The organism is Mesorhizobium sp. P2_D1 (genome assembly GCF_056404455.1).
Genome location: NZ_JBFUDZ010000029.1, coordinates 31,879 through 57,125, shown reverse-complemented (window position 1 = coordinate 57,125; position 25,247 = coordinate 31,879). Strand labels below are relative to the sequence as shown.

General features: G+C 63.6%; 20 protein-coding genes. 6 read left to right on the top strand and 14 right to left on the bottom strand.

The window, feature by feature from the left end; translation table 11 throughout:
- Positions 1 to 7 precede the first annotated feature (7 nt).
- From AC1D0I_RS20620 to AC1D0I_RS20595, 6 genes are all read right to left on the bottom strand, one after another.
- Positions 8 to 2,359, bottom strand: coding sequence for a molybdopterin guanine dinucleotide-containing S/N-oxide reductase (locus AC1D0I_RS20620; protein WP_477397338.1), 2,352 nt, complete (start codon positions 2,357 to 2,359; stop codon positions 8 to 10).
- A gap of 134 nt (positions 2,360 to 2,493) precedes the next feature.
- The gene (locus tag AC1D0I_RS20615; protein WP_095091854.1) at positions 2,494 to 4,158 is read right to left on the bottom strand and encodes an ABC transporter substrate-binding protein; all 1,665 of its coding nucleotides are present in this window, start codon (positions 4,156 to 4,158) and stop codon (positions 2,494 to 2,496) included.
- Between the two features lie 239 nt (positions 4,159 to 4,397).
- Complete coding sequence (locus AC1D0I_RS20610; RefSeq protein ID WP_477397336.1) at positions 4,398 to 5,582, bottom strand: mandelate racemase/muconate lactonizing enzyme family protein; 1,185 nt, start codon at positions 5,580 to 5,582, stop codon at positions 4,398 to 4,400.
- 1 nt (position 5,583) lies between these two features.
- Positions 5,584 to 6,690, bottom strand: a complete 1,107-nt coding sequence (locus AC1D0I_RS20605) for a mandelate racemase/muconate lactonizing enzyme family protein (RefSeq protein ID WP_477397334.1) — start codon at positions 6,688 to 6,690, stop codon at positions 5,584 to 5,586.
- Positions 6,691 to 6,725: 35 nt separating this feature from the next.
- A complete protein-coding gene (locus AC1D0I_RS20600; protein WP_477397332.1) occupies positions 6,726 to 7,418 on the bottom strand; it encodes a GntR family transcriptional regulator in 693 nt (230 codons plus the stop codon).
- A gap of 109 nt (positions 7,419 to 7,527) precedes the next feature.
- A complete protein-coding gene (locus AC1D0I_RS20595; RefSeq protein ID WP_477397330.1) occupies positions 7,528 to 8,316 on the bottom strand; it encodes a HalD/BesD family halogenase in 789 nt (262 codons plus the stop codon).
- A 104-nt stretch (positions 8,317 to 8,420) separates the two neighbouring features.
- On the opposite strand from AC1D0I_RS20595, the gene AC1D0I_RS20590 reads away from it, so the two are divergent.
- The gene (locus AC1D0I_RS20590) at positions 8,421 to 9,353 is read left to right on the top strand and encodes a LysR substrate-binding domain-containing protein (RefSeq protein WP_477300678.1); all 933 of its coding nucleotides are present in this window, start codon (positions 8,421 to 8,423) and stop codon (positions 9,351 to 9,353) included.
- A 21-nt stretch (positions 9,354 to 9,374) separates the two neighbouring features.
- Here the strand turns inward: AC1D0I_RS20590 and AC1D0I_RS20585 are convergent, their stop codons facing one another.
- From AC1D0I_RS20585 to AC1D0I_RS20575, 3 genes are read right to left on the bottom strand one after another with little or no spacing between them, the layout of a single operon-like run.
- Positions 9,375 to 10,526 carry an efflux RND transporter periplasmic adaptor subunit gene (locus tag AC1D0I_RS20585; protein WP_477300676.1) on the bottom strand — a complete coding sequence of 384 codons (1,152 nt, stop codon included), beginning with the start codon at positions 10,524 to 10,526 and terminating at the stop codon, positions 9,375 to 9,377.
- Positions 10,527 to 10,541: 15 nt separating this feature from the next.
- Positions 10,542 to 13,721, bottom strand: coding sequence for a multidrug efflux RND transporter permease subunit (locus AC1D0I_RS20580; RefSeq protein ID WP_184871481.1), 3,180 nt, complete (start codon positions 13,719 to 13,721; stop codon positions 10,542 to 10,544).
- Complete coding sequence (locus AC1D0I_RS20575) at positions 13,715 to 13,969, bottom strand: hypothetical protein (RefSeq protein ID WP_477397329.1); 255 nt, start codon at positions 13,967 to 13,969, stop codon at positions 13,715 to 13,717. The genes AC1D0I_RS20580 and AC1D0I_RS20575 overlap by 7 nt, the downstream gene beginning before the upstream one ends.
- A gap of 260 nt (positions 13,970 to 14,229) precedes the next feature.
- On the opposite strand from AC1D0I_RS20575, the gene AC1D0I_RS20570 reads away from it, so the two are divergent.
- A complete protein-coding gene (locus AC1D0I_RS20570) occupies positions 14,230 to 14,820 on the top strand; it encodes a TetR/AcrR family transcriptional regulator (protein ID WP_477300672.1) in 591 nt (196 codons plus the stop codon).
- 330 nt (positions 14,821 to 15,150) lie between these two features.
- Here the strand turns inward: AC1D0I_RS20570 and AC1D0I_RS20565 are convergent, their stop codons facing one another.
- The 5 genes from AC1D0I_RS20565 to AC1D0I_RS20545 form a co-directional block, all read right to left on the bottom strand.
- Positions 15,151 to 16,173 (bottom strand): LacI family DNA-binding transcriptional regulator, encoded by a 1,023-nt coding sequence (locus tag AC1D0I_RS20565; RefSeq protein ID WP_457154341.1) that lies wholly within the window; start codon positions 16,171 to 16,173, stop codon positions 15,151 to 15,153.
- A 124-nt stretch (positions 16,174 to 16,297) separates the two neighbouring features.
- Positions 16,298 to 17,089, bottom strand: coding sequence for an ATP-binding cassette domain-containing protein (locus AC1D0I_RS20560; protein ID WP_457154340.1), 792 nt, complete (start codon positions 17,087 to 17,089; stop codon positions 16,298 to 16,300).
- Between the two features lie 3 nt (positions 17,090 to 17,092).
- On the bottom strand, positions 17,093 to 18,079 hold the full coding sequence (locus AC1D0I_RS20555; RefSeq protein ID WP_095091975.1) for an ABC transporter permease: 987 nt from the start codon (positions 18,077 to 18,079) through the stop codon (positions 17,093 to 17,095).
- A 114-nt stretch (positions 18,080 to 18,193) separates the two neighbouring features.
- On the bottom strand, positions 18,194 to 19,129 hold the full coding sequence (locus AC1D0I_RS20550; protein ID WP_095091864.1) for a substrate-binding domain-containing protein: 936 nt from the start codon (positions 19,127 to 19,129) through the stop codon (positions 18,194 to 18,196).
- A gap of 347 nt (positions 19,130 to 19,476) precedes the next feature.
- Positions 19,477 to 20,634, bottom strand: a complete 1,158-nt coding sequence (locus AC1D0I_RS20545; RefSeq protein WP_477397327.1) for a fumarylacetoacetate hydrolase family protein — start codon at positions 20,632 to 20,634, stop codon at positions 19,477 to 19,479.
- A 242-nt stretch (positions 20,635 to 20,876) separates the two neighbouring features.
- Here AC1D0I_RS20545 and AC1D0I_RS20540 point away from each other — a divergent pair, with 242 nt between their 5' ends.
- The 4 genes from AC1D0I_RS20540 (at position 20,877) to AC1D0I_RS20525 (ending at position 25,045) form a co-directional block, all read left to right on the top strand.
- Complete coding sequence (locus tag AC1D0I_RS20540) at positions 20,877 to 22,160, top strand: NAD(P)/FAD-dependent oxidoreductase (RefSeq protein ID WP_477397325.1); 1,284 nt, start codon at positions 20,877 to 20,879, stop codon at positions 22,158 to 22,160.
- 85 nt (positions 22,161 to 22,245) lie between these two features.
- A complete protein-coding gene (locus AC1D0I_RS20535) occupies positions 22,246 to 23,130 on the top strand; it encodes an ABC transporter permease (protein ID WP_477397323.1) in 885 nt (294 codons plus the stop codon).
- Positions 23,127 to 23,996, top strand: coding sequence for an ABC transporter permease (locus AC1D0I_RS20530; RefSeq protein ID WP_477397321.1), 870 nt, complete (start codon positions 23,127 to 23,129; stop codon positions 23,994 to 23,996). The genes AC1D0I_RS20535 and AC1D0I_RS20530 overlap by 4 nt, the downstream gene beginning before the upstream one ends.
- Positions 23,981 to 25,045, top strand: coding sequence for an ABC transporter substrate-binding protein (locus tag AC1D0I_RS20525; protein ID WP_379025524.1), 1,065 nt, complete (start codon positions 23,981 to 23,983; stop codon positions 25,043 to 25,045). The genes AC1D0I_RS20530 and AC1D0I_RS20525 overlap by 16 nt, the downstream gene beginning before the upstream one ends.
- Positions 25,046 to 25,247: the final 202 nt, after the last annotated feature.

Genomic DNA, 25,247 nt, shown 5'->3' with positions numbered 1-25,247 from the left:
CGACTCCTTATGTAAGATCCATCGGCCCAGGCATGCCGGACACGTCGGGTAAACTCACTGTGACAGGCGGATCGAACGCTGTCACCGGGGGAACGGCTCCGTCAAATCGCGACACTTCGACCAGTGTCGAATTGCAGGTCGGCGATTGGGCAAGGCGCGACGTCCCCCGGTCGGGTGTCAGCACATTCGGATTGCCATGCTTTTCCAGACTGTTCGGCTGTCCGGGCGAGGAGGGGTCGAACCATGCACCGGTGGGCATCTGGACGACGCCCGGAATCAGGCCATCCGTCAGCACTGCGCCCGCGAGGCACGCGCCGCGATCGTTGAAGACGCGCACGACCGTGCCGTCCAGGATGCCGCGCACGGCGGCATCGGCAGGGTTGATCCACAGCGGCGCGCGGCCCGACACTTTGCCCGCCCGGCTCACCGAGCCGTGATCGTACTGGCTGTGCAGCTTGTCCGCCGGCTGCGGGGACAGAAGATGCAGCGGGAACCTGCTGGCAAGGTCGCTGCCCAGCCATTCCCGCGGCTCGCGCCAGACAGCGTGACCCGGACAGTCGTCATAGCCGAAGGAATCGATTGTCGGCGAGAACAGCTCTATACGGCCCGATGGCGTCGCCAGCCGATGCCGCTCTGGATCGGCGCGGAAGGAACCGAGCAGTGTCTGCGACGTAACCTGCCGGGCAAGGTCGGCGTGGCCGTCATGCCAGAAACGGTCGAAGGGTGGCATCTCGACCCCGGCCGCGTCCGCATTGTCCCTGGCCTGCTCGTAAAGCACCCGGATCCATTCGCTGGCTCCGCGCCCTTCGGTGAAGGCTTCGCTGGTGCCGAGCCGGGCCGACAGGTCTGCAAAGATCCGATAATCGTCGCGGGCTTCTCCAACCGGGTCGATCGCTTGCTTCATGGCGACGACGAGGTTTTCCCGGTTCGAAAAGGCGAGATCGTTTCGCTCCAGCGGTGTGGTAACTGGCAGCACGATGTCGGCATGGCGCGCCGTCGCCGTCCAGAAGGGCTCGTTGACGATGATCGTTTCAGGCCGCCGCCAAGCCTCGACCAGCCGGTTCAGGTCCTGGTGATGGTGGAACGGATTGCCGCCGGCCCAGTAGACGAGCCTGATGTCGGGGTAGACAAGCGCGGCGCCGTTGAAGTCGAACGAGCCGCGCGGATCGAGCAGCATGTCGGCCATCCGCGCGACCGGGATGAAGTCCGGCACCTGGTTCCTGCCTTGCGGCACGGACGGCCACCGGAATCCCATCTCCGGTCTTCCGGCGCCATTTGTCGACGAATAGCCGAAGCCAAGGCCGCCGCCCGGCAATCCGATTTGGCCCAGCAGAGCCGCAAGCGTGATTGCCGCCCAATATGGCTGCTCGCCATGGTCGGCGCGCTGCAGCGACCAACTGACCATCAGCATGGTGCGCTTGGCGGCCATTTCCCTGGCCAACGCGACAATCTTTTCTGTGGCCACGCCGCTCAGGGCGGCCGCCCATCTGGGGCTCTTCGGCTGGCCGTCGCTTTCTCCCAGGATATAGGCCCGCACGACCTCGAAACCGATGCAGTATCGCGCCAGAAATGTCTCGTCATGACGGGCCTCGGTGATCAGGACATGGCATAGAGCCAGCATCAAGGCGGTGTCGCTGTTTGGCCGAAGCGGCAGCCATTCTGTCTCGACGCCGCGCGGTGCGTCGTCGCGCACGGGCGAAACGTTGATCAGATGGGCGCCGTTGCCGACGGCGTTGCGCAAGGCCGCCGACGCTTCGTGACGTGCCGCGCCGCCCCCCTGTATCTGCGCATTGCGCCAGGGCAGGCCGCCAAAGGCGACGATCAACTCGCTATTCCGTTCGATCCCGTCCCAAGTGGAATGATTGCCCGTCAGGCCATCAGTCCCGCCAAGCACGTGCGGCAGGATGATCTCGGCAGCGCCATAGGAATAGCTGAGGACCGAGCTTGTATAGCCGCCGATCGTGTTGAGGAAACGGTGGACCTGGCTTTGGGCATGGTGGAACCGCCCCGCACTCGCCCATCCGTAGGACCCCGCATAGATCGCGGCATTCCCATGCTCAACGCGAATTCGGTCCAGTTCGGCCGCCACGATATCCAGTGCGGTTTCCCATGGGACTTCGACAAAGGGTTCGCTGCCGCGCCCGCCCTTGGCGCTGGACCTGTCCCCCTCCAGCCAGCCACGCCTGATAGCGGGACGGGAGACGCGCAGGTCACCCTGTACCGTACCAAGCATGGACTTGCCGATCGGCGATGGATCGGGGTCGCCGCTCCATGGCTCGACGCCGACGAGCCTGCCGTTCTCGGCACGGACTTCGTAAGTCCCCCAATGCATGGTGGTGAGCAGGGTCTCGGACTCCATGGGACAATGATAAATCGCCCCGCAACGCGGGGTTTCACGTCAGGCCGACGCGCAGCGCCTTGCCTCGGCCTGGCAGCGAAAGCGCCAGCCCCCGCAGGGGCTGGCAGTTGCGGGATGGGCTTGTCTGCCTCCGTTCAGGCCTTCGATGCCTTGTCTAGGAACAGCTGCGACATCGCGGTCGGCTGCACGCCGGCCACGCCTTTCGCCGTCGCTGTCAGATAGTCGTAGAAATAGCCGAAGATGACCGGCGTTTCTTCGAGCAGCAGGTTCTGGATCTTGCCTGCGGTCGCCTTCTGCGCCTCGAGGTCGAGTGCGGCGATATAGCTGGTCGCCAGCGTGTCGTAATCCTTGTTCTTGAAATGCGCGGCGTTCCAGGTGCCGTCGCTCTTCAGCGGTGCTGCAAGATAGACATTCGGCACCCCGCGGTGGCCATAGTCGGTGATGCCCATCACCGAATCCAGCCAGTTCGACTTGCCGAACACCGCGTCTCCGTAATAGCCGCCCTGGTCGAGGATATTGAGCTCCAGCTCGATGCCGATCTCCTTGACCCAGTTCTGGATCAGCTGGGCGTATTCGGGGATTTCCAGGTAACGCTCGGTGGTCAGCGTCACCTTGAAGCCCTTGCCCGCGCCCGCTGCTTCCATCAGCTGCTTGGCCTGCGCGATATCCTGCTTGCGCTGCGGCACGCTCGCATCGGTTGACGGGTAGGCCGGGGCGAACGGGCTGTCATTGCCCGGCGAAGCCCGGCCTTTCATCAGGCCGGCAACCAGCTTGTCACGGTCGAGGCTGAGTGCGATGGCGCGGCGCACGCGCGGGTCCTTGAACGGGTCGGAATCGCAGCGCATATGCAGTTGCTGGTGAGCGACCGACTTCAGGCTGATGATGTCGACATTCGGATCGTTGAGCAGCGCGACACCGGACAGCACCGGCAGCTGGTTGATGATGTCGACCTGCCCGCCCTGCAGTGCCAGGATTTGCGGCTGCGTGTCGGTAAAGAAGGTGAATTCGGTGCGTTCCGGCAACGCCTTCGTGCCCCAATAGTCTTCGTTGCGGACGAAGGAGGCGCCGACCTTTGCCGTGTATTTCTCGATCTTGAACGGCCCGGTGCCGTCGAAGCTCTTCTCGTACTCGCCCTTGTAGCTCGCCGGGATGATGACCGCGTTGTAATTGTCGGACGACAGCATGTAGGGGAAGTTGCCGTTCGGCGCGTCGAGGTGGAACTCCACCGTGTAGTCGTCGACCTTCTTGCTGGCGCCCTTCTGCAGGATGCCGTTGAACACCGACAGCGCGTTGGACGAGTTTGCCGGATCGGCAAGGCGGTCGATGCTGGCCACGACGTCGTCGGCCTTCATCTCGCCGCCGCTGTGGAATTTCACGCCCTTGCGCAGCTTGAACGTCCAAACCGTGCCGTTGTCGTTCGGCTTCCAGCTTTCGGCCAGCGCCGGCTGCAGCACGAGGTCGGGGCCGTCGACGCAGAGGAACTCGGCAACCTGCTGCATGACCAGGAGGCCGCCGGCGTCGGCAATGGTAACCGGGTCGATCGTTGCCGCCGGCACGCTGCTGGCGACGCGGATGGTGGCTCCGGGCGCGCCCTGGGCGCGCGCCAGCGACGGCATACCGCCGAGGCCGGCTGCTGCGCCGATGCGGCCCAGCAGCGGCAGCGACAGGCCGAGCAGGCTGCCGTGACGGATGAAGTCGCGGCGGCTGACCCTGCCGTCGACGAGGCCATCGATCAGGTGATTTTCAAGCGGCGAGCGATTGCGCCGGATCAGGTCGAGAATGTGATAATTCTTGCTCATGGGTTTTTACCCTTTCCCCTATGTTTTTATGGCTGACGAATTTTGCGGATAGCTCCATTTTCCGGCCGCCAGAGTAGCCTGTCGACCGGGACTGTAGCATGCGATTTTGTCCGGTCCATCCAGTCCTTGCCGTGGATGCGCCGGATTCCTCACTGCACTGCTTTCACCCGTCTTTGTCCGACCTTCCAGACCGAAGTCGCGGTGGTTGGCTTCTCGTTTCTTGGTCTCCTGCCTGTCATCTAGTTCAGCGGCAAACGGCGATAGGTTCCGGGCTTTGCCGGGTCATGATACTTGTTGCACGGTCCTTTCTCGATAAAGTCTCTGTGACAGGCAGCGAGGTTTTCCCGTGACAACGTGACGCCCAGACCGGGCCCTTCCGGCACGCGCACGACGTTGTTCTTCGGCGAAAACGGCCCTTCCTCGGTGACATCCATCGGCAGCATTCGAAACAGCGACTGGTTGGGCTCCCTGATCCAGCCAAGCGCTGCGCACAGATGCAGATAGGCCGCGCTGCCGATGCCGCTGTCGCCGCTGTAGCACCAGAAATCGATGCCGGCATGTTCGCACGCACCGACGAAACGCAGCATGCGGCCGATGCCGCCATGCGTCGTCGGGTTGCCGACGAAAGCGTCCGGCACCTTCATGTCCATGGCGCGTGCAATGTCGATGTTGTGGGTCGAGAACGGGATCGAGCAGTGGCGCCGCAGTTCGCGCATCTCCTCGATGGTCGCCACCGGATCCTCCCAATTGCGCACGCCGAGCTCCTCCAGCGGCCGCGCCAGGCGACGTGCCGTCGCCAGCGAATAGGCCTGGTTGGAATCGATGCGGATCATCGCATCGTCGCCAAGTCGTTCGCGGATCAGCTCGACCATTCTCAGCGAGACTTTTGGATCCTGCGTCGAGAACTTGCCTTCGAAGAAGGTCGTCCCATGGGTCTGGTGCAGCTCGACGCAATAGTCGGCGACCTCTTCCGGCGTCGTCTCGCCCTTGACCTTCAGCCCGTCGCCGCGCAGCGAAAAATAGTCGGTGAACGGGATGTCCTTGCGCACGGCGCCGCCGAGCAACTGGTAGAGCGGCTGGTTCCACGCCTTGCCGCGCAGGTCCCAGAACGCCATCTCGATGGCGCCAAACGCCATGATGCGGGTGCGGTCATTGATCGACTGCACGCCGGTCCAGTAGGGCAGGCAGGCATTCTCGGCGCCCGCGATGTCGAAGGCATCACGGCCGACAAGGCGCTGCGCCAGGACATCGTTGATGATGGCAGCCGCAGCCGGTGTCGGCGCCTCGCCGAGACCGATCAGCCCATCCTCGGTCTCGACCTCGACGATGGTCGGCGAGAACCCATCGAGTTCGCCGAACACCCAGGCGTAGGGCGTCTCGAGGCGCAGGTTGATCGGCGTGGCTTTGATGCCGCGGATTTTCATCTCAGCCGCCGATTTCGAAGAACGGCGCCCCGAGCAAGTCGGGAACCACGTCGATGCCGAGGCCGGGTCCGTCCGGAATGCCCATGCGGCTGCCGGTGACCGGCGGCTTGTTCGACGCCGTGCGCACCGTCACCCATTCGTGGAAGGCGATGGCGTGCAGGCGGCGTTCCTCCGGCGTCGACAGCGACAGATGCGCCATCGCCGCGGTGTCGATCTCGGCGCCGCCGGTGTCCTCGACGGTGATCATGAAGCCGAGGTCGACGGCGAGATCGCGGATCTGCCGCGTCTTCGTCACGCCGCCAAGCCGCGAGATCTTCAAAGTCAGGCCGTCGGCGGCACCCTTGCGATGGATGTCGAGCATGTCGTCCAGCGAGGCGACGGATTCGTCGAGCACCATCGGCTTGTCGAGCGAGCGGCGCACCGACATGCATTCGTCGATCGTCGTGCAGGGCTGCTCGAACGTGTAGTCGATGGCCCGCGTCGCGTCAGTGAACTGCCGCGCCTGGTAGGGCGTCCAGCCGGCATTGGCATCGCAGAAGATCACCGTGCCTTTCGGCACCGAAGCGGCTACCGCCGTCACACGCTCAATGTCGTCATGGACATTGCCGCCGACCTTGACCTGCAGCCGGTGGAAGCCGTCCTTGACGATGCGTTTGGCCAGTGCCGCCATGGCCTCGACGCTGCCATGGGTGACGACCTTGTAGAGTTCCGCCGTCTCGCTCTCCCGGCCGCCGAGCAGCGTCACCAGCGGCACATCGGCGGCGCGCGCCGCCAGATCCCAGCAGGCCATGTCGAGCGCCGACTTGATGTAGGGATGGCCCTTGAACACCGTATCCATCAGCCGGCCGATGCCGGCCAGCCCGCGCGGATCGTGGCCGATGAGATGCGGCGCGATCTCGACCACCCCAGCACGCACGCCGGCCGCGAAGGCGGGCGAGTAGAAATTGCCGAGCGGCGCCATCTCGCCCCAGCCGGTGATCCCGCTATCCGAGGTGATGGCGACGATCACCGCGTCGAAGGCATCGGCAACGCGCCCCTTGGACATGCGGTAGGGCCCATCCACGAAGGGCTGCACGACATGGTAGGCTTTGATGGTTTCGATCTGCACGTGTCTGTCCATTGTCTGCGGTGGTGAGGAACGGGTCAGGCGCCTTTCGACGGGCGCTGTTCGAGATCGCGCGCGTAGGAAAGAAGCTCCTCGAAATCGAGGTTGATATGCTCGCGGGCATGGCGCTGGGCAGCGCGCATGTCGGCGCCCTTGAGCAGCGACACATAGATCTCGTGAACGTCTTCGGCCGGCACCGCCTCATTGCGAGCCTGCTGGTGCAGGGCGAAATACATCTGCAACCGGCTGGTCAGCCGCTGCCAGGTTTCCAGCAGCACAGAATTGTCGGCCCATTCGTAGATCAGGCCATGCAGTTGCAGCGCCGTTTCGATCTGGCGGGTGGTGTCGCGGTTGCGGGTCGCCTGTTTCACCGCCTCGTGGCGTTGGTCAAGCTCATCGAAGAAACGCTGGTCGCGCAACGGCCAGGTGCGCTCGATGGCGAATTCGTCGAGCACCTTGTTGAGCGAATAGGCATCGTCGATGTCCTTGGCGGTCACGTCGACGACGAAAGTGCCGGCATAGGGAATGCTGGTCAGGATGCCTTCCTGCACCAGCTCGCGCATCGCCTCGCGCAGCGGCGCGCGGCTGACCCGCATCTGTTCGGAGATCCGGAGCTCGTTGAGTTTCTGGCCCGGTTCCAGCTGGCCGGTCAGGATCGCGCGCCGCAGCAGCGCGACGATCTCGGCGCGCCGCGTCGTATCCGCGATCGGACTGAAATCCACTTTCGCCATTCGGCCACTCCCAAGGAAACCGAGAGCAAGACAAGCAGATTGTCGACAATCTAACAAGGGGTCAATTTCGGATTCTTGGGGACCGCTGACCTTTCTGCGCCTTCGGCCCTCAGGCCGCGCGGCCGTAGAAGCCGACCCTTTCCTCGGCGCTGAACATCACGCCGGGCTTCTCGTAGTAGGAGAACACCGCGATCATGCGCTCGCGTTCGCCTTCCACGGTGGTGACGCGATGCGCGGTGTTCTTGCCGCGAAAGACGTTGAGCGTGCCGGGCTTCATGCGCAGGATCTTGGCTTCTGGGTCGCGCCCTTCGAGCAGCCTGGCGACGCCGTCATAGTTCGGATTGTCGTCCGACCGCAGGTCCGTGCGGTATTCGAGGTCGCCGCCGCGCTGCGACTGCTGCAGCAGGAGGGTTGTGGTGAATTCCGAACGGTCGAAATGCCAGTTGAGTGCCTCGCCGGCGCGATAGGCCATGACATTGGTGCGCGCCAGCGGATCCTGCATGACATGCAGCCTGGCCTTGCCCATCGCCGCCGCCAGGAAGCGCAGCAGCGGTTCGYATTCGTAGATGGCGAGCACGACGCTGCCGGGGATCTGGTCGGCGCAAACGGTGTGGCTGACGGTCTCGACCTTGCGCAATGCCGGATGGTCTGATGCTAGCTCGGGAATGTCAGGCTTGAAATAGATGTTGTGCATCCGCTTGTGCACATGCGAGCGCGCAGCCATGACCGGCTGGATTTCCCGCACCGCCTTTTCAGCCACGCCGGGCCGCAGAAACCCCTCGAGGTTGAACATGCCGTCGGCTTCGAGTGCGGCGACGGATTGGTCGACGAGGCGCTGCCATTCGGCGCTGCCTTCGCGGTCGAGCGGATAGCGGTCGAGATCGAGGATGTCTTTCATGGTCGTGGGCTCCGAGTTTCCGAGCCTATGAGACGGCAAAAAAATCTTTCCCTCAACGCGCAAAATAATTAGGATTGGCCAAGAAAAACTTTGGGAAGATCGATGTGGAACGGCTGCCTCCGCTCAATGCGATCAAGGCCTTCGAGGTCGCGGCGCGTGCCGGCAGCTTTACCCTGGCTGCGACCGAGCTTGGCGTATCCTCGGCGGCGGTGAGCCAGCAGATACGCAATCTCGAAACCTGGTTCGGCAAGCAACTGTTCGTTCGCAGCGGCAACCGCATCGCGCTGACCGACGCCGGCCACGCCATCTATCCGCAAACCGCGCGGGCGCTGGGCGACATAGCGGCGATCGGCCGGCGCATGCTGGAAGGCGGCTTGCGAACCCGCCTTGTCGTCAGCGTGCCGTTTTCGCTGGCCGAACTGTGGCTGGCCCCGAAGCTCGCCGTGCTTCTCGATGCCTTTCCGCAGATGGCGATCGATGTCCGGGTCGAGGACGATCCGGTCGACCTGATCCGCCAGAACATCGACCTGCGCATCAGCTATGGCGATTATCACTATCCCGGATTGAAGCTCGTCCGGCTTGTCCATGATGATGTCTTGCCGGTCTGCGCGCCCGAATTCTGGCACCGGCACGGCAATGGCGATTCGGGTCTGGCGGACCTGCATGAAAGCCTGTTCATCCACACTAATTGGGGACCGAACTACGCCTCGCATCCGACCTGGGCCGATTGGTTCGCGGCATCAGGCGGCAGTCGCTCGCCCGACCCGTCGCATGGGCGGCGCGTCGGCCTGTCCAGCCTGGCAATCACCTCGGCGAGGCTGGGTCTCGGCATTGCGCTTGGTCAGCAGGTCATGGCGCGCGCCGATCTGGAGGCAGGCCGCTTGATCGCGCTGTCACCCGTCTCGGTCCGCCTCGGGCATCCCTACTGCGCGTTCATGCCGCCGGCCAAGGCTGATCGTGCCGATGTCGCGGGCCTGCTGGAGCTGCTCACGAAAGCGGCGCCCGCGACCTATGGGAAGGTCGGGGCGCCGCGCTGAGGCCGGACCTGACGGGGGTGTTCAGGTGGCCGGCTTTTCCGGCAGCGGAGAAATCGGCATTCCGGGTCCGATCTTCTGCAGATTGCCTGTTATCACCTGATCGCCTTCGGCCACGCCGGTCAGGATCGCCACCTGGTTGCCGCTGGTCGGGCCAAGCGAAACCAGCCGCTGGTCGACCGTGTTGCCCTTGCCGACGACGTAGAGATATTTGCCGAGCTGGCTCGAGCCCAGCGCCGTCTGCGGCACCATCAGCGCATCGGCCTGCTGCTTCACATGCAGCCGGACACGTACATATTGGCCCGGCAGCAGCGTGAACTTGCCGTTGCCGATCGTCGCCCGCGCCGTGATGGTGCCGGTCGAACGGTCCACCGTATTGTCGATGAAGGTGAGTTCGCCCTTCTGGCTGGCCTCGGTCTCGCCGGGAAGCAGGACCTCGACCTCGATCGGACCGGCCGCGCGAGCCTGCTCGATCTCAGCCAGGTCCGTCTCGCTCGGATTGAAGGTGACGTAGATCGGATCGAGCTGCACCAGCGTGTTGAGCACGGTGCCGGCAACGCTGACCAGCGTCCCGACCGAGGCCTGGTTGCGACCCAGGCGTCCGGCGAACGGCGCGCGGATTTCGGCATAGCTCAGATTGAGCTCGGCCGTGCGGACCGCCGCCTGGTTGAGCGCCAGCGACGCCTGTGCTTCGCGCAAGGTGCTGGTGCGCTGGTCGAACCCGTCCTTGGCGAGATAGCCGCTCTTCGCAAGCTCGGTGCCGCGCCCGAGATTGGACTGGGCATAGTCGAGCGTTGCGGTGTCGCGCTGCACCTGCGCCTTCGCCTGGTCGAGAGCCGCCTGGAAGTCATCAGGCGAGATCTTGTAGAGCAGATCGCCCTGGCGGACGTCGACGCCGTCGGCAGCGGCCTGCTCCTGCAGATAGCCCGGAATCCTGGCCTGCAAGGTGATGTTGCGGATCGGCTCCGTCCGCGCGGCGTAGTCGAGGTAGATCGGGATCGTCTTCTTGACGACGCTGACCACCGGCACCGGCATGACGAACGCCGCCGGGGCGGGCGCCGCACCAGCGGTGCCGGCATTGAGGCTGACGTTGCCCATGTCGAGCAGATGGACGCTGGCCACCGAGATCGCACCCAGCGCGACAGCCGTTCCCAACGCGATTTTCCATTTACGCATGATTAGTCTCCAATCTTATTCGGCCGCTTCCGCCAGGGGAGGGAAGGCGGTTTCGGCAGTTGGTTCAGTGTGTTCGTCAGCGGCGGGCTCGTCATTGCCGCCGCGTTCGCGCAGCTGTTCGATGACCGCGTAGAAGACCGGTACGAACACCAGCGACAGGATGGTGGCCGCCACCATGCCGCCAAAGACGGTGGTGCCGATCGACTGACGGCTTGCGGCACCGGCGCCGGTGGCGAACATCAGCGGCAGCACGCCGAGGATGAAGGCGAAAGCCGTCATCAGGATCGGCCGCAGCCGCAGCCGTGCCGCCTCCATCGCTGCGTCGACGATGCTGAGGCCTTCCTCGCGGCGTCTCCTGGCGAACTCGACGATCAGGATGGCGTTCTTGGCCGCCAGGCCGATCAGCATGACGAAGCCGATCTGCGAGTAGACGTCGATCTGCATGCCACGCGCCCACAGCACCGCGAACGCGCCGAACAGGGCGAGCGGCACTGCCAGCAGCACCATGAACGGCATCGCCCAGCTCTCATACTGCGCCGCCAGGATCAGGAAGACGAAGACGATGGCGAGGCCGAAGACGACGGACGCGATCGATCCTGCCTTGAGTTCCTGGAAGGTGATGCCGGTCCATTCGAAACCGAAATCCCTGGGCAGTGCCGTGGCGGCGGCCCGTTCCATCGCAGCAACCGCCTGGCCCGAGGAGAAGCCCGGTGCGGCACCGCCATTGATCGAGGCCGACGCGTTGTTGTTGTAGTGCGGCACGGTTTCGGGGCCGACGAACGGCACGAGCTTGCCCAGTGTGCTCAACGGCACCATGCCGCCCGAGGCATTGCGCACATAGAGCCGGGAAATGTCGGCAGCGCCCGCACGTGCATCCTTGTCGGCCTGGATGGTCACCCGGAAGGTGCGGCCGAACAGGTTGAAGTCGTTGACGTAGAGCGAACCGAGATAGATCTGCAGCGTGTTGAAGACGTCCGGCAGGTTGAGGCCGAGCAGTTTCGCCTTGCTGCGGTCGAGGTCGTAGTTGAACTGCGGCGTCGAGGTCGAGAATGGCGAGAACAGCTGCTGCGGATTGATCTCGGGCTGCTTGCGCGCCTCGGCGATCACGGCTTGCGTCGCGTCGTTGAGGGCTGAACTGCCGCGGCCGGTGAGATCCTCGACGACGAATTCGAAGCCGCCCGTGGTCCCGATCCCGGGGATCGAGGGCGGATCGAAGCTCAACGCGAAGGCTTCCGGGATCTGCAGCAGCTTGCCGCGCACATCGGCGACGAGCTTCGACGCGCTCTGGTCGGGACTGCGTTCCTCCCAGGGCTTGAGGATGGCGAATTCGACCGCCGAGTTCGACTGCGCCGCACTGGTCAGGAAGTTCAGGCCGCTGATCGAGCCGACGATGTCGACGCCGGGTGTCGCCTGCAGGATGTCGCGCGCCTTTTGCGCCACCGCGTCGGTGCGCTCCAGTGAAGCGCCGTCGGGCAGCTGGATGACGACGAAGAAGTAGCCCTGGTCCTCGACCGGAAGGAAGGTCGAGGGCAGGCGCTGCCAGACGAAGTAGGTGGCGACAAGTCCGGCTGCAAACAGGCCAAGCATGATCCAGCGCAAGCGGATGAGGATGCGCACGCCGTGCGCATAAGCATGCGACAGCCGGTCGAAGCCTGTGTTGAACCAGCGGAACAGCACGAACTGCGTTGGCTGGCGATGCCGCAGGAAGGCGGCACTGAGCGCGGGGCTCAGCGTCAGCGAATTGAAGGCGGAGATGCCGACCGAGATCGCCACCGTCAGCGCAAACTGGTTGTAGAGCTTGCCGGAGACGCCGGGAATGAAGGCGACCGGCACGAACACCGCCATCAGCACGGCGGTGGTGGCGATGATCGGACCGGTGACCTCGGCCATCGCGGCCTTGGTCGCCGCCAGTGGCTTCAGCCCGGCCTCCAGCTGTCGTTCGACGTTCTCGACCACCACGATGGCATCGTCGACGACCAGGCCGATCGCCAGCACCATGCCGAGCAGGCTCAGCATGTTGAGCGAGAAGCCAAGCATCTCCATGACGACGAGCGTCGCCACCAGCGACACCGGAATGGCGATGGTCGGGATGATCGTCGTGCGCCAGCTCTGCAGGAAGATGAACACCACGGCGACGACAAGGACCAGCGCCTCACCGAGCGTGATCAGCACGTCATGCATCGACGCCGAGACGAAGCGGGTCGTGTCGTAGTGCATCGCATAGGAGACGCCCTTCGGGAAACGGGCCGACAGCTCCTGCATCTTGTCCTTGACGCGCTGCTGCAGATCGAGCGCGTTGGAGCCGGGCATCTGGTAGACGGCGAGCACCACGGTCGGATCCTTGCCGAAGAAGGCCGACGATGAATATTGCAGCGCACCGAGCTCGATGCGGGCGACGTCGCGCAGCCGCACCAGCGAGCCGGTGTCGGTGTTGGCGCGCACGACGATGTCGCCGAACTCCTTGGGATCGCTCAAGCGGCCGACGGCGTTGACCTGCATCTCGAAGGCGGTGCCGGCCGGGGCCGGCGACTGGCCGATCTTGCCGGCCGCCACCTGGACGTTTTGCTCGGCAATAGCGTTCTGGACGTCGACGGCGGTGATGCCGAGATTGGCGAGCTTGTCCGGATCGAGCCAGACGCGCATCGAATAGCGCCGCTCGCCGAAGATCTGCACGTCGCCGACACCGGGCAACCGCTTCAGCGGATCGACCACCTGCAAATAGGCAAGGTTGCTCAGCGCCACCGGATCGACCGAACTGTCGGGCGAGGTCAGGTTGACGATAAGGACGAAGTTCGGATTCTGTTTCTTGATCGTAACGCCGCCCTGATTGACGATCGCCGGCAGCGACGAGGCCGCTTGCGAGACGCGGTTCTGGACGTCGACGGCGGCGGTGCTGAGCGAATAGCCGACATCGAAGGTGATCGTGATGGTCGAGGAGCCGTCATTGGAGCTCGTCGACGACATGTAGGTCATGCCTTGCACGCCGTTGATCTGCTGTTCCAGCGGCGTCGTCACGGTGTCGGCCACCACCTGCGCGCTGGCGCCCGGATAATGAGCACTGACCACGACCTGCGGCGGTGTGATGTCGGGAAATTGCGAGACGGGCAGCAGGAAATAACAAATCGTCCCGGCGAGCACCATGATGATGGCGATCGCCGAGGCGAAGATCGGACGATGAATGAAAAAGTTTACCACGAAACACACGCCTCCCTGGCCGCTCTTGCCTTGCCGAAGGCGCTGGCAACCCTGGACAGCCTTTGGCCGCGCCCGTCACCGGGCTCTCCCAGCGAATGCAGCAACGGCATCTCGCTGTGCTGCGCATCGGCGAGCGAGCGCAGCATCCTTTCGAAGGCGCGCGGGTCGACGCCATCTGCTTTCATGACCAGCCGGATCATCGGATCCCGGACGGCTTCATCTATGGTAAGATCGCGGCGCTGTGGCATTGGCCGGCTCCTTGTCTGTCGGTTCGCAGCCCATGCTCACGAACCGTTTTCAACTCTTCACCGGCCGAGGCCGCATGAACTGCAATTGTTCGCCCATCTCGCTGAGGTCCCTCTCGATCTGGCAGGACCAGTTCACGGTCTTGTGATTGACGGAGGGCGACATAGGTGTTACCAGTAAGTAACATTCGTGACGTTACAGACCGGTAACACCCTAGTCAAGAGGCGTACCGAGGGATTTTTGGGAAACCAAGGAGGTTTTGATGGAAGACGGCACTGTGGAACGCGTTCGCCCCCGGGACAGGATCCTGGAGACGGCGCAGGACATGTTTCACAAGCATGGCATCAAGGGCGTCGGCATCGACGCCATCACTGAGGCCGCCGGAACCAACAAGATGACGCTCTATCGTCATTTCGATTCCAAGGATGATCTCATCATCCAATGCCTGCGCGCCACCGCCTGCAAGGCTGGTGCGATCTGGGAGAAATTCGAGAGTCAGCATCCCGGCGACAAGCTGGCGCAATTGCATGCCTGGGTTCGCATGGCCGCCGATTGCCTGACGGCTGACGGCCGCGGCTGCGATATGGCCAACGCAGCCATCGAGTTGACCGACGCGGATCATCCGGCCCGGCGCGTCATCAAGGAACTCAAGGAAGCCCAGCGCGATCGCCTTGTCACGCTGTGCAGGGATGCCGGCATCGGCCAAGCTGAGCTGCTTGCCGATACGCTGTCGCTTCTGCTTGAAGGCGCCCGTGTCAGCGTTCAAAGTGTCGGTACCGAAGGCCCCAGCGCGCAGTTCGTGCGCATGGCGGAAGGGCTGATCGTCTCCTTCCGCGGCACTGCTGCCGGCTGAATTCTCCCCGGCAATCTTTTCGATCTCGCGACCGAGAATGGACGATGCGCCACGCCTTTGGCGTGAGCGCCATTGCAATCGCGGCTGACTGGAACGAAAAAAGCCCGCTGCCGGGAGGAGGTGGCAGCGGGCTCGATTTCGAGTGTGGCGCGGGAGGAGGTGCACCCCACTCAGCGTCGGCATCGCATCTGGGAGGAGTAGATGGCCGACAACTGCAAATTAGGGGCTGCCCAATGATTCGGCAATCGTGGATCGTGCATAGCAGCTGTGCAGATTCGCTGTATCACCCGCGAAAGTTGCCGAGTGTGACCGGAAAAGCGCAGGCAAGCTTCACTGCACCGGAACGTTTTCCCTGAAGATCAGGCGCGGCTCGATGAACTTCCGCGTCAGATAGGGCGCCGAGGATGCAATCGAGCCGAGCAGGCGGATGACCGACTGCTCGGCGATCAGCCTGGCATTCTGGTCGATGACGACATCGAGCAGGTCGTCGACCAGATAGCCCCGCGTGTCCTTTGTGAGGTCGTGACAAATGAACACCGGCTTGCGGTTCGGCCTTAATTCCCGGATCGCCTTTGCAACGCCCGAATGTCCGGCTCCGACGCAATAGATGCCGAGCAGTTCGGGCTCGTTGTGCAGCGCCTTCATGGTCTCGGCATAGCTGACGTCGGGCTCGTCGTTGATCTCGACCGCGCTGCTGACGGTCAGGTTGGGAAACTCTTCGTTGAGCACCGAGCGGAAACCCATTTCGCGCTCTTCGTGGCCGCGATAGGAGCGCGAGCCGACGACCATCGCCAGATGGCCGGTGCGACCGCCCAGGAAGCGTCCCATCAACAGCGCCGCGGTTCGTCCTGCCACCCGGTTGTCGATGCCGACATAGGCCGATCGCGGTGCGGCCGGGACATCCGATACCAGCGTGACCAGGCGCATGCCGGCGTCGACGATGTCGCGCAGGATGTTGCGTGTGCGCGGATGGTCGACGGCGATGACACCGACGCCATTGGCCCTGAGCGAGAGGTTTTCGACGGCGGTCTGCAGCGCGCTCGGCGAGATTCCGGCGAGGTTGTGGATCCGGCACGAGGCGACAAGCGGCAGCCGCGCGGCGTAGTCCTCGATATGTCCGGCGAGATCGCGCATGAAGGCATTGCTGCCGATCGGCAGCAGGAATTCGAGATGGGCGGGCCGCGAGGGCAGCGTCACCTGATCGGCGACCGGCAGATAGCCGAGCTGCTTGGCGGCCTCCATGACACGCTGCCGGTTGGCGGCACTCGCACCTGGCCGGTTGTTGAGCACCCTGTCGACCGTTGCTGTCGACAGCCCGCAATTGCGTGCGATATCCGAGACGGTGGCTTTCATGCCCTAACCCTATGTCCCGATGCGATGCCGCGCCAGACGAGCGATGCGATTTGAGGTGACGGCTGATTGCCGCCCATCAGCCGGACAGTCATTCGGCCGCCTCGACAAGACGGCTGTCCCGGACTCAGTGCGATGGCTTGCCATCGGCGATGGCATCGCGGATTTCCTTGTCCGACATGCCGGTGATGATCCGCTCGACTTCCGCCACGCTGGTCTTCTTCGGGTCGATGTCGTCGGCGACCACCTTGCCCCGGCGCATGACGACGATGCGGTCGACCACCTGGAAGACATGGTGGATGTTGTGGGCGATGAAAATGCAGGAATGACCGGAATCGCGGGCGTTGCGCACGAAGCTCAGCACGCCCTGTGTTTCGGCGACGCCGAGATTGTTGGTCGGCTCGTCGAGAATGATGAGGTCGCTGTCGAAATGCATGGCGCGCGCGATCGCCACTGCCTGCCGCTCGCCGCCGGAGAGCGAGCCGATCGGTGTCGTCGGCGGGATGTTCTTCGAGATGCCGACCTGCTTGAGCAGGTCGCGTGCGACCGTGTTCATGGCGTCCTGGTCCATCCGGTTGAGGAAGCGCGGCGGCTTGATCGGCTCGCGTCCGAGGAACAAATTGCGGGCGATCGACAATTGCGTGACCAGCGCCGAGTCCTGGTAGATCGTCTCGATGCCGTGGGCGATGGCGTCGCTGGTGTTGCGCAAGCTGACCTTCTTGCCGCGGATGAAGATGTCGCCGCTGGTCAGCGGAACGGCGCCCGAGAGCACCTTGATCAGAGTCGACTTGCCGGCGCCATTGTCGCCGAGCAGGCCGACGATCTCCCGTTCATTGACATGGAAACTGGCGTCCTCGAGTGCCTGCACGCGGCCATAGGACTTGCGGATGTTCTGCATGCGGATCAGTGGCTCGGCCATGGTTCAAGTCCCTGCCTGATGCCGGCGTTCCAGCCATGAATGGAGCGCCATCATGCCAAGGATGATCGCACCGATGAAGATGTTGTAGGCAAGGCCGGGCACGCCGATCAACACAATGCCGTTGCGCATGACGCGCAGGATCAGGATGCCGAGCACGGTGCCGATGATCGTGCCGCGCCCGCCGGTCAGCGCCGTGCCGCCGATCACCACCATGGCGATGACTTCGAGCTCATAGCCGGTGCCGCTGTTGGGGTTGGCGGCCGAGGTGCGCAGCGAAGAGATGACGCCGGCAAGCGAGGCCATCAGCGATGACAGGACGAACAGGCCGATCTTGACGCCGCTGACGTTGACGCCGCGGGCGCGCGCCGCATTGGGATTGCCGCCGGCCGCCTGGATCCAGTTGCCGGTGCGGCTCTGCGTCAGGACATAGCCGAGCGCGATGGCCGCGGCGATGAACCAGAACAGCGACATGTAGATGCGGAACGGTCCGATGAAGAAGTCGCCGACCAGCGCCTCCGCCAGCCAGCTGCCTTCGGCGCTCCAGGTGCGCTGCGGAAACCCGTCGGTGACGAAAAGGGCGGTGCCGCGCACCACCAGCAGCATGCCGAGCGTCACCAGGAAGGACGGGATCTTGAGCTGCGTGACGAACCAGCCATTGACCAGCCCGATGAAGGCGGCGACCAGCAGCGCCGCGACAAAGCCGACCTCAAGCGAGGTGAGGCCGCTGTTGAACAGCGTCCACATCAGCACCGGCGAGAAGCCGAACAGCGAACCGACCGAAAGGTCGAACTCGCCAGATGTCATCAACAGCGTCATCGCCAGCGCGATCAGGCCAAGTTCGACCGTGAAGGCCAGCGTGTTCGAGATGTTCTGCGGCGACAGGAAGTCGTGGTTGATGCTCCAGAAAACGGCGATCTCGATGACGAGCAGCACCAAGGGGCCGAATTCAGGCCGCGCGATCAGGTGTTGGATGAGCGAACGATTTTCCACGAGCAACCCGCGATAGGATTGGAAAGGCTGAGCCTTGCACAGCGAAGGGCTCGGCGAAAACGGAGAAGTCAGTCGCGACCGCCGGGGCAGTCGCGACTGTTTGAGTTTGGGATCTTATTTGCCGGACAGGATCTTGTCGTAGACCGCGGCGGTATCCTTTTCGTAGAGCGCACCGGTGATCACGTTGAAGCCCGGAGGAATGCCGGCAGCGGCCATGTTGGCCAGGGAGAGGGCGACATAGCTGGTCGCCTGCGGGTCCTGCCACTGGCCGGCATTGACGTAGCCGTTCAGCACTTCCTGGGTGGTGTCGAGCGAGTTGCCCCAGCCGACGACCGGAATTTCACCCGGCTTGATGCCGACTTGGTCGAAGACCCGCTTGATCGAGCCGGTCACCAGGTCGCCGAGGCCGATGATCGCCTTGACCTTGGCCTTGTTGGCGGTGAGGTAGTCGACCATGCGGTTGATCACTTCGGCCTGGTCAAGCGTCGCTTCGGTGATCTCATAGGTGATGCCGAGCGGGCCGAAGACGCTCTTGATGCCTTCTTCTTCCTGGACGCCATAGGTGGCGCCGGGAACCTCGACCGGCATCCAGACGAAGTCGCCTTTCTTCACCAGGCCCTTGTCGACCAGATACTGCGCCCAGTGCTTGCCGAAGGTGACGTTGTCACCGCCGACATAGGCGTTGAAATTGGCCTTTGGATCGGGTGTGTTGAAGTTGATGATCGGGATGTTGGCGGCGCGCGCTTCCTTGACGATCTCGACAAGGCTGCCCGGATCGGGACTGGTGGTGACGATGCCATCGGCCTTGGCAGAGAGGGCGGCGCGAACCGCTTCCTGCTGCGAGGCCACGTCGCCATTGTGGAACGAGGTGTTGACGGTGTTGCCGGTGTCCTTGGCCCATTGCTTCGCGCCGGCCAGGAAGTAGGTCCAGACCGGGTCAGCCGGGCCGCCATGCGAAATCCAGTAGAAGGTCTTGGCCTGTGCCGCTGCCGGAACAATCGTCAGCGCCACCAACAGGCCATATAGAACGAGTCTTAGCCGTGTCAGCATTTGATTTCCTCCCGTTTGTAGATGGTCAGTTCCTTATCCGTCCCTTGTTCCGGCGACCGCCGGATCGCGTATTTGCCAGCGCCGGTTGGATGCGTCAGAGCATTCCCTTTTTCGACGGATGGCAAGCCTCCATCTGCAGATGTAGTGGGCGCCTGACGGGGCGCCATCAACGCTCCCATCAGATTGCATCAGTTGCGGTGGTTTTTCGCGGCGGTCGAAAGATTGGCGTCGACGATGCCGCCGGAGCCGACGAGGATCACTCCCGCAAGCTCCGCCATCGCCCCCCCAACATCAGCCGCCACACCTTGGCGGTCGGAATGCCGGCACGGGCTTGCGAGCAGAGGCCGCTAGATGAGCTTGGCCCCGGCCAATTCGCGCATCAGATGGCTGGCGCCGTAGGTCCAGTGCGGGCAGTCGGGCGACAGCCGCACGCGGTTGACCAGCGCGCCGAGTTTTTCCGACGAGATCGTGACCATGTCGCCGACCTTGTGGGTGAAGCCCTTGCCCTTTTCGCCGCGATCCTTCGACGGCACGAACATGGTGCCGAGATAGAGCGCCAGCCCGTCGGGATACTGGTGGTGAGGACCCATGGCGGCGGCAACCAGCTCTTCCGGCGAGCGGCTGATCTCGGCCATCGAGCTTGCGCCCTCCAGCGAGAACCCGTCCTCGCCTTCGACCTTCAGGCGCACGACGGCCCGCTTGACGTCATCGATCGAGAATGTGTCGTCGAACAGGCGGATGAAGGGGCCGAGGGCGGCCGAGGCATTGTTATCCTTGGCCTTGCCGAGCAGCAGCGCCGAACGCCCTTCGACGTCGCGCAGATTGACGTCGTTGCCGATGGTGGCGCCGACGATCCTGCCGCTGCCGGCGGCGATCATGGCGATCTCGGGCTCGGGGTTGTTCCAGGTCGACACCGGGTGCAGGCCGACATCGGCGCCGAAGCCGACCGAGGCCATCGGCTGGCACTTGGTGAAGATCTCGGCATCGGGACCTATGCCGACTTCCAGATATTGCGACCAGGCCCCGCGCGCGATGAGCTTGGCCTTGATCTCCATCGCTTTTGGCGAACCGGGCTTGAGCTTCGACAGATCGTGGCCGATCAGCCCGGCAATGTCGGCGCGGATGGCGTCGGCTTTTTCGGACGAACCGCGTGCCTGTTCCTCGATCACCCGTTCGAGCAGGCTGACGACGAAGGTGACACCCGAGGCCTTGACCGCCTGGAGGTCGACCGGGGACAGCAGATACGGCGTGTTCGCATCGCGCGTGGCCTCAAAACTGTTGGCGGCGACGGCATCGAGCGAGCTGATCGGTTTGCCCTTGGCCGTCCGCACATGGCCGGCCGGATCAGGCATCCCGCAGACATCACGCACGGTCGGTGCCGTGCTCGACGTGATGTCGAGGACCGTGCCATCGCGCACCGTGACCACCATGGGATACGAGACATCGCTGCTCCTGGCGCGGCCGACAAAAAGACCTTCAGCGGGCAGGTTCGTCGGATTGGTCATGGCGTTCGGTCCTCTGAAATGATCGACAATGCGGGCCGGCCGCATCGGCGCGGCACTTTCACCGGATTCCGGTCAAAGGTCTATCCCGTTGGCTGGCAATCTGCATTGCCGTGTTCGATCGGCAAGTGCCTGGTCCGAACGGTCCGTTGGCGTTGGTCCAAATGTCAGGGCCGCAAATACTATTTCAAAACTGTGAAATTCTGACTAGAGTTTTCATTCATCGCAGCCCATCCAGGTGACCCTTGCCCGCACCGTTCTCCGATCCCGTCTGGCGCAAGCCGCAAGCGGCCTCCAGGTTTCAGTCGCTGTTTGCCGGCGGCGGACCTGTCGATGTCGTCATTGTCGGTGGCGGCATCATGGGTCTGTCGACGGCTTTGCATGCGGCCCGCTCTGGCATGTCCGTGCAAGTGCTGGAGGCCGGCGACATCGGCCGCGGCGCCTCGGGGCTCAATGGCGGGCAGGTCATTCCCGGCCTGAAATACGATCCGGAATGGCTGCTCGCGCATTTTGGCCCGGAGCGCGGCGAGGCGCTGGTCAATTTCGCCGCTTCGACCGCGGATACCGTGTTCGAACTGATCCGCGATGAAAAACTGTCGGTTCCCTTCGTCCGCAATGGCTGGATCCAGGCGGCGCACACCGAGGCCGCGCTGAACGCGGCGGCAAAACGTGACCGGCAATGGCGGGCGAGGGGTGCCGACGTCGAGCTTTTGAGTGAGGCCGATATCGCGGCGATGACCGGCGCTCGAGGGTATCTCGGTGGCTGGCTCGACCGCCGCGCCGGTGTCATCGATCCGCTCGCTTACACATCGGAACTGGCCCGGGTCGCAGCGGCGGCTGGTGTCGGGATAGCGGAGCGCCAGAAGGTCGTAAAGCTCGTCAACGCCGGCGGCGTTTGGCGTGTTTCGACCGAAAGCGGCACTGAATTGCAGGCGAAGGCGGTCGTGCTGGCGACCAACGCCTATACGGATGGTTTGATCCCAGGCCTCGCCGACACGATCGTGCCGCTGCATTCCTTCCAGATCGCCACGGCACCGTTGCCGCCCAAACTGGCGGCCACGATCCTTCCGGAAGGGCACGCGGTGTCGGATTCGCGTCGCATCCTCGTCTACTACCGCAAGAGCGCCGATGGCCGTCTGGTGCTGGGCGGGCGTGGCCGCATGGCCTTGCCGACGAGCGCCAGTGACTGGGCGCATCTCGAGCGGGCGCTGCGGCGGCTCTATCCCGGCCTGTCCGGTGTCGCCATCGAGAAGCGCTGGTTCGGTCGGGTAGCGATGACGCCCGATCACCTGCCGCACATCCACGAACCGGAGCAAGGCCTTGTCGCCGTGGTCGGCTGCCAGGGCCGTGGCGTCGGCCTGATGACGGCGCTTGGCGAGCGCATCGCAACCTATCTTTCCGGTGGCGACGCCAGGCAGTTGCCGTTCCCGCTCTCGCCGATCCGGCCGATCCCGTTCCACGCCTTCCGGCAGGTTGGCGTTGCCGCGACCATCGCCTGGTATCGCCTGCTCGATGCGCTGGAGCGTTGACGCAGCATGCCAGCGGGATTCCACTTGACAGTTTCATGAATATGAAAAATTCTTAGGTAATTTCAAAATTTCGATGGGCAGGTCGATGTCGACCATTGTTGCAACGCAAGCGCCAGAGGCTCGGTCTTCATCGGGCTTCCGGGTCGCGATGTTGCTGCCGGGCGCATTGGTCACCTTCCTGCTGATCCTGTTTGCCCTCGGCCTTGTGCTCTTCCTTGCCTTCCGCAACAACGACGGTTCGCTGCTCGGCGCCGGTTTCAGCCTGGCGAATTTCGCCACCGTGCTGTCCGATCCGCTGTACTGGACGGTGACGCTGCGCTCGCTGGTCATTGCCGCGCTGGTGACGCTGGCCACCGTCGTCACCGCCTACCCCGTTGCCTACTACCTTGCCTTCCATGCCGGACGGCGGCGCGGCCTGCTGCTGTTCCTGGTGACGTTGCCGTTCTGGACCAGCTATCTCCTGCGCGTATTCGCCTGGAAGATCGTGCTCGCCTACAACGGCGTCTTGAACTCGGCGCTGATCGAAAGTGGCATCTGGTCCGAGCCAACATTGGCCTTTCTCAACACGCCGGCCGCTGTCGTCGTCACGCTCGCCCACGCCTATGCGCCGTTCGCCATCCTGCCGATCTATGTGGCGCTGGACACCATCCCGAAGTCGCTGATCGAGGCCGCTTCCGATCTCGGCGCCAGACCCTTCACCTCTTTCCGCCGGGTCGTGCTGCCCAATTCGATGCCCGGCGTGCTGGCGGCCGCACTTGTCGTCTTCGTGCCGACGGTCGGCGACTATGTCACGCCAGCGCTCGTCGGCGGCCCGGCCAGCACCATGATCGGTACGCTGATCCAGGCCGAGTTCGGCAAGGCCAACGACTGGCCGTTTGGCGCCGCACTCGCCGTCGCCGTCATGCTGGTCATCCTTGCCGTGGTGCTGGTCGCACGCTTCACCGACCGCAGATTTGGCAGCCGCACATGAACATCGCGCACACGCAGGGTGGCGGCCGCTGGCTTGGCGTCTATGTCATCGCCTACCTGGTCTTTCTCTATTTGCCGGTGCTGCTGATCCCGCTGTTTTCCTTCAACAACTCGGTCCAGGCAGCGTTTCCGCTACAGGGCTTCACCTTGCAATGGTATGCGACGCTCTACGGCAATTCGATGCTGTCCGGCGCGCTCGTCAACAGCCTCGTCATCGCTGCGATCGCCGCCACGGGGGCAACGCTGTGCGGCATCACTGTGTCCTACATGGATCTCTATGGCCGCTCGCCGCTGGCCGCCACCATCAGCGCCGTCGCGCGGCTGCCGATCCTCATCCCGGGTGTCATCGTCGGCATATCGTTGCTGATCCTCATCAACCTCATCGGTCTCGGGCCGTCGCGCATTGCCATCGTTCTGGGCCACATACTGGTGGCGCTGCCAACGACGGTGGTGATCATGCGCAGCCGCTTTGCCGCCATCCCGAAAACCATTCGCGAGGCGGCACTCGACCTCGGCGCTTCCGACTGGACGACCTTCCGGCGGGTGATGCTGCCGCTCAGCCTGCCGGCCATCATCTCGGCCTTCATGCTGGCGTTCCTGATCTCCTTCGACGAGTTCATCGTCGTCTTCTTCCTCGCCGGCACAGAGCCGACGCTGCCGCTCTATATCTGGAGCCAGCTTAGGTTCCCGAAATCGCTGCCGACCGTCATGGCGCTGGGCACGTCGATCCTGGCCGTCTCCTTCGTCATTGCTGCAATCGCCGAAATCCTGCGCCATCGCGGCCTGTCCGCAGCGGCGCCACGACCCGCGGATCCATCACAACCAAAACAAACCAAGAGAGGAGAACTGCAATGGCATTCGACCTGATATCTGGAAAGATGGCCCGGACCGGCCTGGCCGCCCTGGCTTTGGCACTGTCGTCGACCGTGGCTTTCGCCGGCGACAAGCTGCAATATTTCACCTGGTCGGGTTATGAACTGCCCGACTTCAACAAGAGCTTCCTTGCCGCGCATCCCGATGGCGTCGAGGCTTCCATATTCGGTGACGATGATGACGCCTTCACCAAGGTCAAGGCGGGCTTCCGCCCTGACATCGCCCATCCTTGCTACGACAAGGTGGCGCGCTGGAACAAGGAAGGCCTGCTGCAGCCGATCGACACCAAGCGCATCAAGAACTGGGATTCGATCTTCCCGGTGTTCAAGAACCTGCCCGACCTGCAGGCCGGTGACGGCAAGGTCTGGATGGTGCCGTGGGACTGGGGCAACACCTCGATCCTCTACCGCACCGATCTGGTGAAGAACCCGGAAGCGAGCTGGAACCTTCTGTGGGACAAGCAGTATGCCGGTCGCATGGCGACCATCGACGCCGTGCATGACACGCCGATCGTTGCCGCGCTTCTGGCCGGCGTCAATCCGTTCGACATGACGCCGGAGCAAATGGACAAGGTGGCGGAGAAGCTGCGCGAGCAGCGTCCGCTGCTCTCCAACTACACCACCGACATGACCTCGGTCGAACAGGCGCTGGCCAGCGGCCAGCTGGTCGCCGCCATGACCTGGAACGCGTCGGCCACCTCGCTGAAGAAGCAAGGGGTGCCGGTCGAGTTCATGAAACCGAAGGAGGGCATGCTGACCTGGTCCTGCGGCTTCGTCATGCTCAAGGACGCCAAGAATGTCGATCTCGCCTATGATTTCATCAACAGCCGGCTGGACGCCGACTCTGGCAAATACCTGATCGAGTCCTATGGCTATGGCAGTTCGCTGAGCTCTGCCTTTGCCACCGTGCCGAAGGAGGAGCTGGAGAAGCTGCAGCTGCCGTCCGACCCGGAGGTGATGCTGAAGACCACCATCTTCACCGGACCGATGAAACAGAATGACGAACTCGCCAAGATGTTCGAAAAGGTCAAGGCAGGCGGCTGAGCCTGGTTCTTCCTTCTCCCCTTGTGGGAGAAGGTGGATCGGCGCGCAGCGCAGAGACGGATGAGGGGTGTTGGACGGATCACCGTCTTTGCCAAGCTGGAACACCCCTCATCCGTCGCCTTCGGCGACACCTTCTCCCACAAGGGGAGAAGGGAAGCCCAGCAAGCGCCCCGCCCAAAAGTTGACTGCAACGAGGACGAAT

Bases quoted from the DNA above. Each gene is read 5' to 3' on its own strand.
- AC1D0I_RS20620 (WP_477397338.1), bottom strand. From the start codon at position 2,359: ATGGAGTCCGAGACCCTGCTCACCACCATGCATTGGGGGACTTACGAA.
- AC1D0I_RS20615 (WP_095091854.1), bottom strand. From the start codon at position 4,158: ATGAGCAAGAATTATCACATTCTCGACCTGATCCGGCGCAATCGCTCG.
- AC1D0I_RS20610 (WP_477397336.1), bottom strand. From the start codon at position 5,582: ATGAAAATCCGCGGCATCAAAGCCACGCCGATCAACCTGCGCCTCGAG.
- AC1D0I_RS20600 (WP_477397332.1), bottom strand. From the start codon at position 7,418: ATGGCGAAAGTGGATTTCAGTCCGATCGCGGATACGACGCGGCGCGCC.
- AC1D0I_RS20585 (WP_477300676.1), bottom strand. From the start codon at position 10,526: ATGCGTAAATGGAAAATCGCGTTGGGAACGGCTGTCGCGCTGGGTGCG.
- AC1D0I_RS20575 (WP_477397329.1), bottom strand. From the start codon at position 13,969: ATGCCACAGCGCCGCGATCTTACCATAGATGAAGCCGTCCGGGATCCG.
- AC1D0I_RS20570 (WP_477300672.1), top strand. From the start codon at position 14,230: ATGGAAGACGGCACTGTGGAACGCGTTCGCCCCCGGGACAGGATCCTG.
- AC1D0I_RS20565 (WP_457154341.1), bottom strand. From the start codon at position 16,173: ATGAAAGCCACCGTCTCGGATATCGCACGCAATTGCGGGCTGTCGACA.
- AC1D0I_RS20560 (WP_457154340.1), bottom strand. From the start codon at position 17,089: ATGGCCGAGCCACTGATCCGCATGCAGAACATCCGCAAGTCCTATGGC.
- AC1D0I_RS20550 (WP_095091864.1), bottom strand. From the start codon at position 19,129: ATGCTGACACGGCTAAGACTCGTTCTATATGGCCTGTTGGTGGCGCTG.
- AC1D0I_RS20545 (WP_477397327.1), bottom strand. From the start codon at position 20,634: ATGACCAATCCGACGAACCTGCCCGCTGAAGGTCTTTTTGTCGGCCGC.
- AC1D0I_RS20535 (WP_477397323.1), top strand. From the start codon at position 22,246: ATGTCGACCATTGTTGCAACGCAAGCGCCAGAGGCTCGGTCTTCATCG.
- AC1D0I_RS20530 (WP_477397321.1), top strand. From the start codon at position 23,127: ATGAACATCGCGCACACGCAGGGTGGCGGCCGCTGGCTTGGCGTCTAT.
- AC1D0I_RS20525 (WP_379025524.1), top strand. From the start codon at position 23,981: ATGGCATTCGACCTGATATCTGGAAAGATGGCCCGGACCGGCCTGGCC.